This window comes from Pseudomonas sp. KBN12P06040, assembly GCF_037574965.1.
Taxonomy (GTDB): Bacteria; Pseudomonadota; Gammaproteobacteria; order Pseudomonadales; family Pseudomonadaceae; genus Pseudomonas; species Pseudomonas aeruginosa.
On sequence record NZ_JBBELS010000001.1, the window covers coordinates 495,834 to 512,639 of the forward strand.

10 protein-coding genes are annotated in these 16,806 nt (G+C 69.1%); 7 read left to right on the forward strand and 3 right to left on the reverse strand.

Annotated elements, in window-relative coordinates; all coding sequences use genetic code 11:
- The first annotated feature begins 37 nt into the window (after positions 1–37).
- The 6 genes from pilK to VQ067_RS02355 all read left to right on the forward strand — a co-directional run bounded on the left by pilK (position 38) and on the right by VQ067_RS02355 (position 11,372).
- On the forward strand, positions 38–913 hold the full coding sequence (gene pilK / locus VQ067_RS02330) for a type 4 fimbrial methyltransferase PilK (RefSeq protein WP_003084594.1): 876 nt from the start codon (positions 38–40) through the stop codon (positions 911–913).
- 11 nt (positions 914–924) lie between these two features.
- Positions 925–8,355 (forward strand): chemotaxis signal transduction system protein ChpA, encoded by a 7,431-nt coding sequence (gene chpA, locus VQ067_RS02335; protein WP_317951667.1) that lies wholly within the window; start codon positions 925–927, stop codon positions 8,353–8,355.
- Entirely contained in the window at positions 8,348–9,379 is a 1,032-nt protein-coding gene (locus VQ067_RS02340; RefSeq protein WP_003084598.1) for a chemotaxis protein CheB, read from the forward strand. Before chpA ends, VQ067_RS02340 begins: the two co-directional genes overlap by 8 nt.
- Positions 9,376–9,882 carry a chemotaxis protein CheW gene (locus tag VQ067_RS02345; RefSeq protein WP_019485126.1) on the forward strand — a complete coding sequence of 169 codons (507 nt, stop codon included), beginning with the start codon at positions 9,376–9,378 and terminating at the stop codon, positions 9,880–9,882. The genes VQ067_RS02340 and VQ067_RS02345 overlap by 4 nt, the downstream gene beginning before the upstream one ends.
- A 7-nt stretch (positions 9,883–9,889) precedes the next feature.
- Positions 9,890–10,684 carry an AraC family transcriptional regulator gene (locus VQ067_RS02350; RefSeq protein ID WP_003111539.1) on the forward strand — a complete coding sequence of 265 codons (795 nt, stop codon included), beginning with the start codon at positions 9,890–9,892 and terminating at the stop codon, positions 10,682–10,684.
- Positions 10,685–10,760: 76 nt separating this feature from the next.
- Positions 10,761–11,372 carry a LysE family translocator gene (locus VQ067_RS02355; protein ID WP_033955004.1) on the forward strand — a complete coding sequence of 204 codons (612 nt, stop codon included), beginning with the start codon at positions 10,761–10,763 and terminating at the stop codon, positions 11,370–11,372.
- A gap of 7 nt (positions 11,373–11,379) precedes the next feature.
- Here the strand turns inward: VQ067_RS02355 and VQ067_RS02360 are convergent, their stop codons facing one another.
- The 3 genes from VQ067_RS02360 to VQ067_RS02370 all read right to left on the reverse strand — a co-directional run bounded on the left by VQ067_RS02360 (position 11,380) and on the right by VQ067_RS02370 (position 15,048).
- Positions 11,380–12,795 carry a hypothetical protein gene (locus tag VQ067_RS02360; protein ID WP_023443539.1) on the reverse strand — a complete coding sequence of 472 codons (1,416 nt, stop codon included), beginning with the start codon at positions 12,793–12,795 and terminating at the stop codon, positions 11,380–11,382.
- Between the two features lie 34 nt (positions 12,796–12,829).
- On the reverse strand, positions 12,830–13,552 hold the full coding sequence (locus VQ067_RS02365) for a 16S rRNA (uracil(1498)-N(3))-methyltransferase (RefSeq protein ID WP_023088759.1): 723 nt from the start codon (positions 13,550–13,552) through the stop codon (positions 12,830–12,832).
- A 92-nt stretch (positions 13,553–13,644) separates the two neighbouring features.
- The gene (locus VQ067_RS02370; RefSeq protein WP_003106128.1) at positions 13,645–15,048 is read right to left on the reverse strand and encodes an adenosylmethionine--8-amino-7-oxononanoate transaminase; all 1,404 of its coding nucleotides are present in this window, start codon (positions 15,046–15,048) and stop codon (positions 13,645–13,647) included.
- A gap of 173 nt (positions 15,049–15,221) precedes the next feature.
- On the opposite strand from VQ067_RS02370, the gene VQ067_RS02375 reads away from it, so the two are divergent.
- Positions 15,222–16,712 (forward strand): flavin monoamine oxidase family protein, encoded by a 1,491-nt coding sequence (locus VQ067_RS02375; protein ID WP_003118815.1) that lies wholly within the window; start codon positions 15,222–15,224, stop codon positions 16,710–16,712.
- The last annotated feature ends 94 nt before the right edge of the window (positions 16,713–16,806 follow it).

Genomic DNA, 16,806 nt, shown 5'->3' on the forward strand with positions numbered 1-16,806 from the left:
CGGGCGCCGCGTCGACACCTTGGACGAGGGGCACGGCATGCAGGCGAACGGCGTCTGGTCACTGCAGCCGCTGGCCGATATGTCGGCAGCGGAGTTCCGCGACTGGCAGGTCCTGTTGGAGAACCGCACCGGCGTGGTGCTCAACGAGCAGCGCCGGACGTTCCTGCAGGCCAGCCTGACCGCGCGCATGCGTGAACTGGGCATCGGCGACTACCACAGCTACTACCGCCAGGTGACCGACGGTCCGCGTGGCGCAGTGGAGTGGGCGACCCTGCTGGACCGCCTGACCGTCCAGGAAACCCGTTTTTTCCGTCATCCCCCGTCTTTCGAGCTGCTCGAGCGCTACCTGGGCGAGCGCCTGCGCCGCGAAGGCATGCCGCGGCCCTGGGCCCTGTGGAGCGTCGGCTGCTCCAGCGGCGAGGAACCCTACTCGCTGGCGATGTGCGCCGCGCAGGCGTTGCGCGGGCAGGAACGGGAAGATTTTTTCGGCGTCACCGGGACGGATATCAGCCTTCACGCCCTGCAGCGGGCGCGGCAGGCGAACTATCCGGCCCGCAAGCTGGAGCAACTGGAGGCCGGACTGGTCGAACGCTATTGCGAACGCCAGGCCGACGGCAGCTTCAGCGTGAAAACGATACTGACCGAGCGCGTCTGCTGCGCCCGGCTGAATGTGCTGGACCTGGCGAAGGCGCCCTGGTCCGGCATGGACGTGATTTTTTGTCAGAACCTGCTGATCTACTTCCGTCGCTGGCGACGGCGCGAGATCCTCAACCGGTTGGCCGAACGGCTGGCGCCGGGAGGCTTGCTGGTGATCGGGGTCGGCGAAGTGGTCGACTGGAGCCATCCGGAGCTCGAGCCGGTCGCCGACGAGCGGGTCCTGGCCTTTACCCGTAAGGGGTACTCAGGCACATGAATGGAGTGGCTATGGGTGACCGGCACGACTACGTCGCTCTGGAATGGGTGAAAGGCGAGATCGCCGAAACCCTGAAACAGGCGCGCCAGGCGCTGGAAGCGTTCGTCGAGAACCCGCAGGACCCGACCCGCATGCGGTTCTGCCTGACCTACGTGCACCAGGTGCAGGGCACCCTGCAGATGGTCGAGTTCTACGGCGCGGCCCTGCTCGCCGAGGAAATGGAGCAGTTGGTCCAGGCCTTGCTGGACGGTCGCGTGCCGAACCAGGGCGAGGCCCTGGAAGTGCTGATGCAGGCGATCCTGCAACTGCCGGTCTACCTCGACCGGATCCAGACCGCCCGGCGCGACCTGCCGATGGTGGTCCTGCCGCTGCTCAACGACCTGCGCGCCGCGCGCGGCGAGAAGCTGCTCTCGGAAACCAGCCTGTTCGCGCCCGACCTGTCGCAGCGCCAGCCGCAACTGGACGGCGAGGCCATCGCGCAACTGCGCACCGACGAACTCGGCGGCTTGCTGCGCAAGCTGCGCCAGACCCAGCAGATGGCCCTGGTCGGCCTGCTGCGCAACCAGGACGTGGCGACCAGCCTCGGCTACCTGGCGCGTGTCTATGCGCGCCTGGAGGGCCTGTGCCGCGAGGCACCGCTGGGGCCGCTGTGGAGCATCGCTTCCGGCCTGGTCGAGGGCCTGGCCAACGGTAGCGTGGTCAACAGCGCCTCGGTGCGCACCCTGCTGCGCCAGCTCGACCGCGAACTCAAGCGCCTGGTCGAGCAGGGCGCCGACGGCCTGAACCAGGCCGCGCCGGACGAGCTGGTGAAGAACCTGCTGTTCTACGTGGCCAAGGCGCCTTCGCAGTCGCCGCGAATCCGCGCACTGAAGGAACAGTACCGCCTCGACGAGGCGCTGCCCGACCACGAGACGGTGGATGCCGAGCGCGCCCGCCTCGCCGGACCCGACCGCGACGCGATGCGTTCGGTGGTCGGTGCGTTGTGCGAGGAACTGGTGCGGATCAAGGACAGCCTCGACCTGTTCGTGCGCAGCGACCGTGGCCACCCCTCGGAACTGGACGCCCTCCTGGCGCCGCTCAAGCAGATCGCCGATACCCTGGCGGTACTCGGCTTCGGCCAACCGCGCAAGGTCATCCTCGACCAGTTGGACGTCATCCACGCCCTGGCCCAGGGCCGCCGCGAGCCGAGCGACGCGATCCTGATGGACGTCGCCGGCGCGTTGCTCTACGTCGAGGCCACCCTGGCCGGCATGGCCGGTCCCGGCGACGAGCGCAACAGCGAGGAAAGCCGCCTGCCCACCACCGATGTGGCGCAAATCCACCAGTTGGTGATCAAGGAAGCGCGCAACGGTCTGGAGCAGGCCAAGGACGCGATCATCGAGTTCATCGCCTCGCAGTGGAACCACGAGCACCTGGCCCGCGTGCCGGAGCTGCTGACCCAGGTCCGCGGCGGCCTGGCGATGATCCCGCTGGAGCGCGCCGCGACCCTGCTGGAAACCTGCAACCGCTATATCCAGGAACAGCTGCTGGCGCGCAAGGCGGTGCCGGACTGGCAGAGCCTGGATACCCTGGCCGATGCCATCACCAGCGTCGAGTATTACCTGGAGCGCCTGAGCGAGGACCATGCCAGCCAGAGCGACCTGATCCTCGACGTCGCCGAGGACAGCCTGGCGAACCTCGGCTATACGCTGAAACCGAATTCGTCGACCCCGGTCGAGCCCGGCCTGTCCGGGCCCGCTGCCATCGAGTCCCCGGCTGCCGAGCCGGAGAGGCCGGAGGCGGTCGTCGAGGTCGCCGAGACAGCGGAGCAACCGCCCGCCGACACGGCTCCTGCAGAGGCGGCGAGGGAAGATGCCCCGCTGCTGGCCAGCGACGACAACTGGACCCTTGGCGAAGTCGCGCCCGACGTCGGCGAGCCGTCCCTCGACCTGGCCCTGGACCTGCCGCTGGACGATTCCGCCGAAGTGCCGCCGGCGTTGCCGGAGGTGGTCGAGGAGAGCGGCCAGCCGCAGTCGACCCCGGCGCCTGCCCGCAGCCTGGACGATTTCAGCCTCGACGAGATCGATCTCTCCGGCCTCGACCTGCCCGCCGATGCGGCCCCGGCCTCCGGGCCGGCGGCCCTGGCGGACTGGTCGCTGCCGGAGCCGTGGGGGCTCGGCGATGACCTGGCGCAGCCGGCGCAGGCCGACGAGACGTTGGATCTGAGCCTGGAGGAGCCGGCGCTGTCCTTCGACGAGCCGCTGGAAAGCCTCGAGCCGTTGCCGGCGCTGGAGCCTTTCGACGGCTCCGCTGAACAGGAGCTGGTTCTCGATGCGCTCGATCCGCTGCCGCTGGATGTAGCCTTGCCGGAGGCGGAGGGCGAGGTGTCCGCCTGGGAGGGCTCGAGCCTGGAGGAACTGGATCTTTCCGACCTCGATCTCCCCGAGGTGCAATTGCCCGAGGCCGAGGCGCCGCCTGCCGCCGAGGCGCTCGCCAGCGCAGCGCCGGCCCTGTCTCTGGCCGAGGTGATGGCTGCGCCGGTGCAGCCGATCAACCCGCCGGCGCAGAACGTTCCGGTCAGCCTGCTGCCGCCGCCGGCCGACGAGGAGCCGGTGGACGAGGAACTGCGCGAGGTCTTCATCGAGGAGGCCGGCGAGGTCCTGGAGACCCTCGGCCGCTACCTGCCGGCCTGGAAAGCCGACCACGACGACCGCGACGCGCTGACCGAGGTACGCCGTGCCTTCCATACCCTCAAGGGCAGCGGACGGATGGTCCGTGCCCTGGTGATCGGCGAACTGGCCTGGTCGATAGAGAACCTGTTCAACCGCGTGCTCGATCGCAGCATCGCCGCCAGCGAGCCGGTGCAGCGAGTGGTGGACCAGGTCGTGGCCCTGTTGCCGGAGCTGGTCGAGGAGTTCGCCGCCAATGCCCAGCGCCAGCGCGACGATGTCGACCTGCTGGCGGCCACCGCGCATGCCCTGGCCAAGGGCGAGCCGCTGCCGGAACCGCCGGCGCCGGACGACGGCGGAGTACCGCCGGAAGCCGGGGCGGAGCAGCCGTCGAGCCTGGACAACGGCGTCCAGGCGCCGCCATTGGCCGACGCGCCGCAGGCCGCTGCCGAGGCGCAGAGCGACGTCGAACTGCTCGATCCGCAACTGCTGGAGATCTTCACCAACGAGGCGGAGACCCATCTCGAGGCCCTGGTCGGCTTCCTCGCCGACTGCGCCCGCGAACTGCCGCAGCCGGTCACCGATGCCTTGCAGCGTGCCCTGCATACCCTCAAGGGCAGCGCGCACATGGCCGGCATCCTGCCGATCGCGGAGATCGCCACGCCGCTGGAAAAACTGGTCAAGGAATACAAGTCCAACCTGCTCGCCTTCGACCTGCGCGAAGCCGAGTTGCTGCACGACGCCGAGCAACTGTTCCGCATCGGCCTGGAACAGGTCGGTGCGCACCGGCCGTTGAACCCGATCCCCGGCAGCGACGCGTTGCTGGAGCGTATCGAGGCACTGCACCAGGAGCGCATCGCCTCGCTCGAGGCCGAGCGCTACAGCGATGCCGGCGAGCGCCGCGATCCGTTGCTGATCGAGGCGTTCCTCGTCGAAGGCATGGACATCCTGCTGGACGCCGAGGACTTGCTCGAGCGCTGGCACGAGCATCCGCAGGAGCGCCAGGAGCTGAGCGCGCTGCGCGAGGAACTCAGCGCTCTGGACCAGGGCGCCCGGCATGCCGAGCTGCCGCAGGTGGAAGAACTCTGCCAGGCCTTGCTGGCGCTCTACGATGCCGTCGAGGAAGGCCGCCTGGCGGTCAGCCCGGCGTTCTTCGAGGAAGCCCGCCAGGCCCATGAGGCGCTGATCGGGATGATGGACCAGGTCGCCGCCGGCCTGCAGGTCACGCCGCGTCCGGAGCGGGTCGCGGCCCTGCAGGAACTGTTGGAAGCGCCCGCCGCCGAGGCCGTTCCGCTCATCGACCCGGAGAGCCTCGGCGCCGACGATTTCCCCCCGGAAGACGAAGAGCTGGCCCTCCCCGAGGCGATCTTCGAAGAGGCCGGGACGCCTGCCGAGGAGACCGTACCGGCAGCGCCTGCACCGGCTCCCGGCCGCGAGCTGGACGAGGAAATGGTGTCGATCTTCCTCGAAGAGGCGGTGGACATCCTCGAAAGCGCCGGCCAGGCACTGGCCCAATGGCAGGCCGAGCCGGGCGCGCTGTCTTCGCTCAGCGCCCTGCAGCGCGACCTGCACACCCTCAAGGGCGGCGCACGGATGGCCGAGATCGCCGAGATCGGCGACCTGGCCCACGAGCTGGAGGCCCTCTACGAAGGACTGGTCGACCGCCGTTACCAGCACTCCCCGCAACTGGCCGGATTGCTGCAAGCCTGTCACGACCGGCTGGCCGAACAGCTCGACCAGTTGAGCGCCGGCCAGCCCCTGGCCGACCCGGACGACCTTATCCAGGCGATCCGCCGGTTCCGCCAGGGCCCGCTGGCCGAGGCCGCGACACCGGGCGAGGCGGAAAGCCCCGTCGAGGAACTCGTTGCACCGGCCGTCGAGGAGCCCGCCGCGCCTGCCGCGACGCAGCCGCCCGCTGCGGAGGCGTTCGAAGAGCGCGATCCGGAACTGGTGGAGATCTTCCTCGAGGAAGGCTTCGATATCCTCGACAGCGCTGCCGCCGCGTTGCAGCGCTGGATCGACGACGTCGACAACACCATCGAACTGGAAGCCTTGCAGCGCGACCTGCATACCCTCAAGGGCGGTGCGCGGATGGCCGAGATCGGCGAGATCGGCGACCTCGCCCATGAGCTTGAATTCCTCTACGAAGGCCTCTGCGGCGGACGCCTGCGCGCCAGCCCGGCCTTGTTCGGCCTGCTGCAGCGCTGCCACGACGAGCTGGCCGAGATGCTCGAGGCGGTGCGTGGCCATCGCACGCTGCCCGACGGGCAGGCGCTGATCGCGGAGATCAGGCGCCTGCGCAGCGATCCCGACGAGCAACTGAGCGTACCCACCAGCGTCAGCCTCAAGCCGCTGGCGGCGAAGGGTGCGGCGGCCGACGAGAGCGAGATCCTCGACATCTTCCTCGAGGAAGCCGACGACCTGCTGGAGAACCTCGAACTGGCGCTCGGCCGCTGGGACGGCGGCAACGGCGACGCCCAGCCGCTGGACGACCTGCTGCGGATCCTGCACACCCTCAAGGGCGGCGCGCGCCTGGCCGGGCAGACCGAGCTGGGCAACCTGGCCCACGACCTCGAGCAGCATCTCACCGATGCGCAGCAACAGGGCGCGCCGTGGCCGGACAGCCTGCTGCTGGATGCGCAGTCGGGGCTGGAAGGCCTGCAGCGGCAGGTCGACCTGTTGCGCGAGCGGCTGGCCGAGGACGACGAGGCCGGTGAACGGCCCGATCCCGCCCAGGCGCTGGTCCAGGCCGACGATACCGACCGCGCGGTGGCCTCCGCGCTGGCCGAGCTGACCAGCCTGGCCCCGGCGGCCGGCGCGATCATGGCGGCCGAGGCGGCGCCTCCGGCTGCTCCGGCCACCACCCTGCCGTTCGTGCGCAAGGCCCAGGAGGCGGCCCAGGAGGCCGCTTCCCGGCGTGCCCCGCAGGAACTGGTGAAGGTGCCGGCGGAACTGCTGGAGAATCTGGTCAACCTGGCGGGCGAGACCTCGATCTTCCGCGGCCGGGTCGAGCAGCAGGTGAGCGACGTCGGCTTCACCCTCGGCGAGATGGAGTCCACCATCGAGCGGGTGCGCGACCAGTTGCGCCGCCTCGACACCGAGACCCAGGCGCAGATCCTCTCGCGTCACCAGGCCGATGCCGAACGCGCCGGCTACGAAGAATTCGACCCGCTGGAAATGGACCGCTATTCGCAGTTGCAGCAGCTCTCGCGCGCACTCTTCGAATCGGCCTCCGACCTTCTCGACCTGAAGGAAACCCTGGCGGCGAAGAACCGCGACGCGGAGACCCTGCTGCTGCAACAGGCGCGGGTCAACACCGAACTCCAGGAAGGCCTGATGCGCACCCGCATGGTGCCGTTCGATCGGCTGGTACCGCGTTTGCGGCGGATCGTCCGGCAGGTGGCCGGCGAGCTTGGCAAGCAGGTCGAATTCGTGGTCGGCAACGCCGACGGCGAGATGGATCGTACCGTCCTCGAACGCATCGTCGCGCCGCTGGAGCACATGCTGCGCAACGCCGTGGACCACGGCATCGAGTCCGGCGAGACGCGCCGCGCGGCGGGCAAGCCGGAGCACGGTACGATCCGCCTGAACATCGGCCGCGAGGGCGGCGACATCCTCCTCACCCTCTCCGACGACGGTGCCGGCATCCGCCTCGACGCGGTACGGCGCAAGGCCATCGAGCGTGGCCTGATGAGCTCCGACAGCGACCTCAGCGATCATGAAGTGCTGCAGTTCGTGCTCGAGTCCGGTTTCTCCACCGCCGAAAAGGTCACCCAGATCTCCGGGCGCGGCGTCGGCCTCGACGTGGCCAACTCCGAGGTCAAGCAGCTCGGCGGCTCGGTGAGCATCCAGACCGAGCCGGGCCAGGGCACCCGCTTCAACGTGCGGCTGCCGTTCACCGTGTCGGTGAACCGGGCGCTGATGGTGCTATCCGGCGAGGATCTCTACGCGGTGCCGCTGAACACCATCGAGGGTATCGTGCGGGTTTCGCCCTACGAACTGGAGGCGCTCTACGACCAGCGCGGCGAGGCGGGGCTGGATACGCCCAGCTTCGAATACGCCGGGCAGTCCTACGAACTGAAGTACCTCGGCGAGCTGCTGAACAACGGCCAGGAACCCAAGCTGGTCGGCCAGTCGCTGCCCTTGCCGGTGATCCTGGTGCGCTCCTCGGAGCATGCGGTGGCGGTGCAGGTCGACTCGCTGGCCGGTTCCCGCGAGATCGTGGTGAAGAGCCTCGGTCCGCAGTTCGCCGGGGTCGCCGGGATTTCCGGGGCGACCCTGCTCGGCGATGGCCGGGTGGTGGTGATCCTCGACCTGCTGGCGACCATCCGCTCCCGGCACGCGCTGCTCGGCCAGGAAAACCGTCGCGAACGCCTGGCGCTGCGCCAGGAAATGGCGGCGAGCGAAAGCGAGCAGCAGCGGCCGCCGCTGGTCATGGTGGTGGACGACTCGGTCACCGTGCGCAAGGTCACCACCCGCCTGCTGGAGCGCAACGGCATGAACGTGCTGACCGCGAAGGACGGCGTGGACGCCATCGCCCAGCTCCAGGAGCACCGTCCGGACATCCTCCTGCTGGACATCGAGATGCCGCGCATGGACGGTTTCGAGGTCGCCACCCTGGTGCGCCACGACGAGCGCCTGGGCAACCTGCCGATCATCATGATCACCTCGCGGACCGGCGAGAAACACCGCGAGCGCGCGCTGGGCATCGGCGTCAACCAGTACCTCGGCAAGCCTTACCAGGAAACCGAGCTGCTCGAAGCCATCCAGTCCCTGGTCGGCCAGCATGAGTGAGCGCGCCACGCCACGGGTCGCGGTGATCGCCGACACCTCGTTGCAGCGCCACGTGCTGCAACAGGCGCTGCTCGGCCATGGCTACGAGGTGGTGCTCAACGCCGACCCGGCCAGGGTCGACGACGCCGCGCTGGAGTGCGCGCCCGACCTGTGGCTGGTGGACCTGACCCAGCAGGACGACTCGCCGCTGCTGGACAGCCTGCTGGAGCAGGACCGTGCGCCGGTGCTGTTCGGCGAGGGCCACGCGCCGGAGCGGCATACCGAACATTACCCGCGCTGGGAGCGGCGGCTGATCGGCAAGCTGAAGCGCTTGATCGGCGACCCCAGCGATGGCGTTGGCGACAGCCTCGGCGCATTGCTCGACGAGGAGCGTCCGCCGCGCCTGGAGATTCCCGGCGACCTCGCGGCGATGCCGCTGCAGGCCGGCGAAGCGGCCCGCGAGGTGTGGCTGCTGGCGGCCTCGCTCGGCGGCCCGGCGGCGGTGAAGGCATTTCTCGACGCCTTGCCCGGCGGCCTGCCGATCGGCTTCCTCTATGCCCAGCACATCGACGCCAGCTTCGAGCAGAACCTGCCGCAGGCAGTCGGCCGGCACAGCCAGTGGCATGTGAAGAACGTCCGCGACGGCGAAGCGCTGCGTTGCGGCGAGGTCATGGTGGTGCCGGTGCTGCACGAACTCGGTTTCCACCACGATGGGCGACTGAAATGCAGCCAGCGTCCCTGGCCGGAACCCTACACCCCGTCCATCGACCAGATGATGCTCAACCTGGCCCAGCAGTTCGGGCCCGACTGCGGGGTGATCGTCTTCAGCGGCATGGGTAGCGACGGCAGCGCCGCTGCCGCCTACGTGCGGCGCCAGGGTGGCGAGGTATGGACCCAGCGCGCCGACAGTTGCGTCTGTTCGAGCATGCCGGACAGCTTGCGCGAAGCCGGTTACAGCAGTTTCAATGCCAGCCCCCGCGAACTGGCCGAGGCATTGGTCAAGCATCTGGCCGCACGCTGCGCGCCGACAGGAGTCGAAACATGAACCAGGCCGTGATCGAGCAGGATGGCATGAGCCGGAATACCCCAGCCAACCCGACCCCGGACAGCCTCACCGGGCTGCTCCTGCCGCTGAGCGACCGCACCCTGCTGTTGCCCAACGTCGCCGTGGCCGAACTGATCGCCTATCGCAACCCGCAGGTCGCCGCCGGCGTGCCGCAGTGGTACCTGGGCCAGGTGGCCTGGCGCGACCTGCGCCTGCCGCTGCTGTCCTTCGAGGCGGCCTCCAGTGGCGAACAGCAGCCGGTACTCGGCAGCAGCGCGCGGGTGGTGGTCATCAACGCCCTCGGCGGACGTCCCCATGTGAAATTCCTCGCCCTGCTGGTGCAGGGCATTCCGCGCTCGGTGCGGCTGGACGCCAATCTCGCGGGCACCGCCGCGCCGCTGGCGGCGCTGGAACTGGCGGCGGTGGACATCGGCGGCGAAACCGCGCGGATTCCGGACCTGGCCGGGCTCGAAGAGAAGCTCGCCGACGCCGGCCTGATCTGAGCCGTCCATGGCCGGCCTGCAACACGCGCGGATCGGCGCCTCCCTCGAGGTCGCCAGCGCCAGCCTGGCCGGGCACCGCTTCGAGAAGCACAGCCACGACGAGTTCGTCATCAGCGCCAACCTCTGCGGATTGGAAGATGTCTGGCTGGATGGCCGTACCTTCCAGGCCGACAGCGGCGACCTGACCCTCTACAACCCGGGGCAGATCCAGGGCGGCGGCGTCCGCGACGGCCAGCCCTGGCGCTTCGCCAGCCTCTATCTGCCTGCCGCCGAACTGGCGAGCAGCCTGGATCTTTCCTCCGTCGAGTTCGACCGCCCGCTGCTGCGCAGTCCGGCGCTGGGCCGCGAGTTGGCCGCTAGCATCGAAGCCTTGCTGGCCAGCGACCGCTTCGCCCGCGAACGGGGCGAGGAGCGCCTGCTGGAGTTCCTTGGCCGCCTGCTGGCGGCGAGCGGCACCCGCCTGCCGCAGAGGGCCGATCCTGGGCGCCCGGCTGTCGCCCGCCTGCAGGCGCTGCTCGCCGAGCGCCTGGCCGAGCCGCCGGACCTGGATGGGATGGCGGAGCAGGTGGGCCTGTCGAAATACCACCTGCTGCGGGCGTTCAAGAAGGCCACCGGGCTCAGCCCGCGCCAGTGGAGCATGCAACTGCGCACCCGCCGCGCCCTCGGCCTGTTGCGCCGTGGCCTGGCGGTGGGCGAGGTGGCCCACGCCCTGGGCTTCGCCGACCAGAGCCACCTGACCCGTTACTTCACCAGCGCCTACGGCATTTCGCCGGGCCGCTACCAGCGCGCCGTGCGCGGCTGAACTGCGCAATCCGGTTCAAGTCCGCTTCGCTGCCGGCCGGGATAATCCGACGACCCACCCACGGAGTCGTCGTCCCATGCTCGCCATCTTCCTCGCCGCCTTGCTGTTCGGTTTCGCCTTCAATGTTTCTCCTGGCGCGGTGTTCAGCGAAACGCTGCGCCGTGGTTTGACCGGCGGCTTCCGCCCGGCGTTGCTGGTGCAACTGGGGTCGCTGATCGGCGATGCCGTCTGGGCCCTGCTCGGGCTCACCGGGCTGGCACTGCTGCTGGGCTACGAACAGGTGCGGATTCCCCTGACCCTGGCCTGTGCCGCCTACCTGGCCTGGCTCGGCGTGCAAGGCTTGCGCGACGCCTGGAGTCCGCCGCTGGCGGCGGAGGATGCCGGCGAGCAGGGGCGCAACGCCTTCGGCGCCGGCGCGGCGATCTCCCTGTCCAACCCGAAGAACGTGGTCTATTGGGGCGCCCTCGGCAGCGCCCTGGCGGGGATCGTCGACGGCACGCCGAACCAGGCGCAGTCGCTGGTGTTCTTCGCCGGTTTCATGCTCTCGTCGCTGATCTGGTGCTTTTGCTGCGCGGCGCTGGTGGACTGGCTGCGGCGCAACACCTCGCTGTTCTGGCACCGCCTCAGCTACGCCGGTTGCGGCGTGCTCCTGCTCGGCCTGGCAGGACTGGCGCTGCGCGGGCTGTAGCCGCGCCTCAGGCCGGCGCCAGGCGCCGCCGCAGCAGGCGTTGGCGCAGGCTTTCGAACCTGCCGAGGTCGACATGCCGGGCATGGTCGCCGACGACGATCCGGCCGTCGGGCAGCTCCGCCCAGTGCTGTAGTCCGCCCTCCAGGTCCAGTTCGCCGTAGCGGATGCGCAGCGCCCGGCCGGATTCGAGGTGCCAGAGCTGGGCGAGGTCCCGCGAGCGATGCGGTTCCAGCCACGGCGCCAGGAGCAGCCAGCCTCCGTCCAGGGCCTGGAGCTTCAGGTAGGGGCCTTCGGCCAGGCCGTCCAGCGAGTGGCTGCGGATCTCGCCGCTGTCGAGCCGGCCTTCGCAGAGCGTTTCACGCTCCAGCCAGACGATGGTCCCGGGCGCCGCCGAGGTCGGTTGCGCCGGATCGGCGGGCAGATCCTTGCCGACGGGGAACGGCAGGGGCTGGATGCGTGCCTCGCGCCATTCGAAGAACTGCCCGCGGGAGAGCAGGCAGACGCGCTGGTCCGGAGTGGTGAAGACCGCCGGCGGATTCTCGATGGAGCGCCGCGCTTGCGGCACCTCGAAGAGCAACCGCGGTTCGTCGTTGCCCTGGGCGAAGCCCGGATAGAGGAAGAACAGGCCGCGGTCGGCCAGGAGCAGGTCGTCCCCGGCCAGGCCGATGGCAAGTTCCGGGGTGCGGCGTTGGCGCAACGACTGCGCCGGCGGCAGCGGCAAGGGCGGTAGTTCGGGCGTCAACGAGGCGAGGTCGCGGGAGCGATGCAGCCAGGCGTAGGGGCTTCCCGAACGGGTCATCCTGACCCAGGCGTGCAGGCCGTCCGCCGAACTGGCCCGGCAGAGCAACGCGCCCTGGGTTTCCTCCGCGCCATCGGGCAGGCGTTGCAGCCTGGGCCATTGGCGCAGGTCCAGCAGGTTGCGGCTGTCCTCGCCCGGCAGGCGGGCGATGGCCAGGCCGGGCGCCAGGTGCTCGGCGTGTTCGAGGCAGATGTAGGCCGAAGCCGGCGCCAGGCCGGCCGGCGCGGCGGCGGGGAGGGCCGCCCGGGCGCCCTCGGGTGCGTCTTCCTGGCGCAGCGTGCGGGCGTTGTGGCCCTGCGCTGCGAGCGCATCGAGGAGGCGCTGGCTGTGGGGGGCGCCGACCACGTACAGGTTCAGGCTGTCGTCTTCGTCCAGGCGTTCCACCAACGCCAGTCCGAGGGATTCCAGCTCCTGGCCGAGGGCTGGCAGGAAATCCTCGGGAAGGTCGTCGCGCAGGCGCTCCAGCAGCGTCTCCAGTGCGGCGGAGGCCAACTGCGGGAAGCGTCCGGCATAGTCTCGGCGGAGTACGCCGAGCACGTCGGGCAGGCGGATCTTCCAATCGAAGGTAACGGGCGTGTCCATGCGTGCGATCCGTTGCGAAGTGGGTTGCGCAACGGTATTCACTGGCTGTCGCCGTTGTAAAGCGGCGGGAGAGATATCAGGCGAAGTCGCCCCAGAGTTGCTGGGCCACCGCCAACGCTACCACCGGCGCGGTCTCGGTGCGCAGCACTCGCGGGCCGAGGCGCGCGGCGTGGAAACCGGCCGCCTGCGCCTGCTCCACCTCGGCATCGCTCAGGCCGCCTTCGGGACCCACCAGGAAGGCCAGGCGCGACGGCGGCGCATGGCTGGCCAGGGGGGCGGCTACTGGGTGCAGGACCAGCCTGAGCTCATCGTCCCGCCCGCGCAGCCAGTCCTCCAGGGCCAGCGGCGGATGGATCAGCGGCAGGCTCGAACGGCCGCACTGCTCGCAGGCGCTGATCGCCACCTGGCGCCAGTGTTGCAGGCGCTTGTCGGCGCGCTCGTCCTTCAGGCGCACTTCGCAACGCTCGCTGACGATCGGGGTGATTTCCGCCACCCCCAGCTCGGTGGCCTTCTGGATCGCCCAGTCCATCCGCTCGCCGCGCGACAGGCCTTGCCCCAGGTGGATACGCAGGGGCGAGTCGGGCTGGCCGGCGAACTGCTCGCGGAGTTCGACGCGGACATTCTTCTTGCCGACCTCGACCAGCTCGCCGAGGTATTCCCGGCCGCTGCCGTCGAACAGTTGCACGGCGTCGCCCGTGGCGTGCCGCAGCACGCGGCCGATGTAGTGGGCCTGGGTCTCGGGCAGGTCGTGCTGGCCGAGGGCGAGGGGCTGGTCGACGAAGAAGCGGGACAGGCGCATGGCGATTCGAGGGTAGTGGCGACAGGCGCGCAGTTTACTGCCTGCCGCGGGGCGCTGGAACCGGCCCCCTCGGGACGAAGGGGCGGCGACGTTCAGCCCGGATCGCGGTGGTCCGGGTGGAAGTCGCTGACCGCCACGCTGACCGCGTCGCGGGTGGCGATGTCGATGCCTTCGCTGGCCACCTCGGCGAGGAAGTCGATCTGCTCCGGGGTAATCACGTAGGGCGGCAGGAAATACACCACGCTGCCCAGCGGGCGCAGCAGCGCGCCGCGCTCCAGGCCATGCTGGAAGACCTTCAGGCCGCGGCGCTCCTGCCAGGGGTAGGGCGTCCTGGACGCCTTGTCCTGGACCATTTCGATGGCCAGGACCATCCCGGTCTGGCGCACCTCGGCGACATGCGGGTGGTCGGCCAGGTGCGCGGTGGCCCTGGCCATGTGGGTGGACAGCGCGCGGTTGGCCTCGATCACCTTGTCTTCCTCGAAGATGTCCAGGGTCGCCAGGGCGGCGGCGCAGGCCAGCGGGTTGCCGGTATAGGTGTGCGAGTGGAGGAAGGCGCGCAGGGTCTGGTAGTCGTCGTAGAAGCCCCGGTAGATGGTCTCGCTGGTCAGCACCGCGGACATCGGCAGGTAGCCGCCGGTGAGGGCCTTGGACAGGCAGAGGAAATCCGGGGCGATGCCGGCCTGCTCGCAGGCGAACATCGTCCCGGTGCGGCCGAAGCCCACCGCGATCTCGTCGTGGATCAGGTGCACGCCATAGCGGTCGCAGGCTTCGCGCAGCAGCTTGAGGTAGACCGGATGGTACATGCGCATGCCGCCGGCGCCTTGGATCAGCGGTTCGACGATGACCGCGGCGATCTCGTCGTGCCCTTCGGCCAGGGTGCGCTCCATGTGGGCGAACATGTTCCGCGAATGTTCTTCCCAGCACATGCCGTCCGGACGCAGGAAGCAGTCCGGGCTGGGCACCTTGATGGTGTCCAGCAGCAGCGACTTGTAGGTTTCGGTGAACAGCGCCACGTCGCCCACCGACATCGCCGCGATGGTTTCGCCGTGGTAGCTGTTGGTCAGGGTGACGAAGCGCTTCTTGCGCGGCCTGCCGCTATTGAGCCAGAAGTGGTAGCTCATCTTCAGCGCGACCTCGATGCCCGCCGAGCCGCTGTCGGCGTAGAACACCCGGTCGAGCCCCGGCGGGGTGATCTTCACCAGTCGCTCCGACAGCTCGATCACCGGCTGGTGGCTGAATCCGGCGAGGATCACGTGCTCCAACTGGTCGACCTGGTCCTTGATGCGCTGGTTGATGCGCGGGTTGGCGTGGCCGAACACATTGACCCACCAGGAACTGACCGCGTCGATGTAGCGCTTGCCTTCGAAATCCTCCAGCCAGACGCCTTCGCCGCGGCGGATCGGGATCACCGGCAGGCGTTCGTGGTCTTTCATCTGGGTACAGGGATGCCAGAGTACGTTCAGGTCGCGCTGCATCCAGTCGGCGTTAAGGCCCATGGGCTGTCTCCTCGGATCGATCGGCAAAGCCTATGCAATGGGGGTGAGATGAACAACCCGGTGGGTTGGGACACATCCGACAGCAGCCGCCGACGGACTCCTATGGTGGCCCAAACGGCTCTGGCGTATGCTGCGCGCCGTTGCGTCTTTGCTTTTTTTCTGGGGAGTCCGGTATGTCGTTAAGGTGGCTGCGCGCCGCGGCGTTTCTCATGTTGGGGGTGTTCAGCGCGGTGGCGCTGGGCAAGGATAAACAGCCTACGGCGATCGTCGTCGGCGCGGGCCTGGCAGGCCTGAGCGCGGCCTACGAATTGCAGAAGGACGGCTGGCAGGTCACGGTGCTCGAGGCGCGGCCGCAGGTGGGCGGGCGTTCCGGCCTGGCCACCAGCGAATGGGTCGGCAACCAGAAGGTCCAGCCCACGCTCAATGCCTACCTGGACACCTTCAAGCTGAAGCCGGTGCCGGCGCCGGACTTCGTCCGCACCCCCAGCTACCTGATCGACGGCCTGTACTACAGCAGCAGCGATCTCGCGCTCAAGCAGCCGAACGTCGCCGCCGACCTCAAGCGCTTCGAGTCGACCCTGGACGATCTCTCGGCATCGATCTCCGATCCGCTCAACCCCGCCTCGAGCAATACCCTGTTCGCCCTCGACCAGATGAACGCCGCGCGCTGGCTGGACAAGCTGAACCTGTCGCCGACCGCGCGCCTGCTGGTCAACCAGCGTATCCGCTCGCGCTACGACGAACCGTCGCGCCTGTCGCTGCTCTACCTCGCCCAGCAGGGCCGCGCCTACCGTGGCGTCGATGACCGCGACCTGCGCGCGGCGCGCCTGCCCGGCGGCAGCCAGGTGCTGGCGGAAGCCTTCGTCAAGCAGATCAAGACGATCAAGACCAAATCCAAGGTGTCGAGCATCGTCCAGGCCAAGGACGGCGTCGCCGTCAAGGCCGGCAGCGAGACCTACAAGGCCGACTACGTGGTTCTCGCCGTGCCGCTGAAGGCGCTCGGCCAGATCCAGATGACCCCGTCCCTGAGCGGTACCCAGATGTCCGCGCTGAAGGGCACCAACTATGGCTGGCGCGACCAGATCCTGCTGAAGTTCAAGCGCCCGGTGTGGGATGACAAGTCGCGCCTCTCCGGCGAGATCTTCAGCGACCAGGGCCTGGGCATGATCTGGGTCGAGCCGGCGCTGAAAGGCGGCGCCAACGTGCTGATCAACCTGTCCGGCGACAACGCCCGCGTGCTGCAGGCTTTCGGCGACCGGCAGATGGTCGACCAGGTGCTGATCCGCATGAACAAGTTCTATCCGAAGATGCGCGGTGCCTTCGCCGGCTACGAAATTCGTCGCTACAGCGCCGACCCGGGCACCGGCGGTTCCTACCTGGCCTACGGTCCGGGCCAGGTGACGCGCTTCTGGCGGATCTGGGAACAGCCGCTGTCGCGGGTCGCCTTCGCCGGCGAGCACACCGATGCGCTGTACCCCGGCACCATCGAGGGCGCGCTGCGTAGCGGCAAGCGCGCGGCCAGCCAGGTGCGCGACCTGTATGCCGGCAAGACGCCGGTGATCGAGGGCGCGCCGATGGTGGCGAAGGCCGAGAAGGTGGCCGCACCGACGACCGGCGGCGAGAAGAAGAACCCGTTCGCCTGGTTCACCCGCCTGTTCGATTGATCCCCTTCGCCGGCGCCGGAAGCTCCGGCGCCTTGCGCTTCCCGGTTCGCAGCGCAATCCGGGGTTTTTTCTTAGCCTGCGAACCTATCTTGTG

Bases quoted from the DNA above. Each gene is read 5' to 3' on its own strand.
- VQ067_RS02350 (WP_003111539.1), top strand. From the start codon at position 9,890: ATGGCCGGCCTGCAACACGCGCGGATCGGCGCCTCCCTCGAGGTCGCC.
- VQ067_RS02375 (WP_003118815.1), top strand. From the start codon at position 15,222: ATGTCGTTAAGGTGGCTGCGCGCCGCGGCGTTTCTCATGTTGGGGGTG.
- VQ067_RS02345 (WP_019485126.1), top strand. From the start codon at position 9,376: ATGAACCAGGCCGTGATCGAGCAGGATGGCATGAGCCGGAATACCCCA.
- VQ067_RS02370 (WP_003106128.1), bottom strand. From the start codon at position 15,048: ATGGGCCTTAACGCCGACTGGATGCAGCGCGACCTGAACGTACTCTGG.
- VQ067_RS02340 (WP_003084598.1), top strand. From the start codon at position 8,348: ATGAGTGAGCGCGCCACGCCACGGGTCGCGGTGATCGCCGACACCTCG.
- chpA (WP_317951667.1), top strand. From the start codon at position 925: ATGGGTGACCGGCACGACTACGTCGCTCTGGAATGGGTGAAAGGCGAG.
- VQ067_RS02355 (WP_033955004.1), top strand. From the start codon at position 10,761: ATGCTCGCCATCTTCCTCGCCGCCTTGCTGTTCGGTTTCGCCTTCAAT.
- pilK (WP_003084594.1), top strand. From the start codon at position 38: ATGCAGGCGAACGGCGTCTGGTCACTGCAGCCGCTGGCCGATATGTCG.
- VQ067_RS02365 (WP_023088759.1), bottom strand. From the start codon at position 13,552: ATGCGCCTGTCCCGCTTCTTCGTCGACCAGCCCCTCGCCCTCGGCCAG.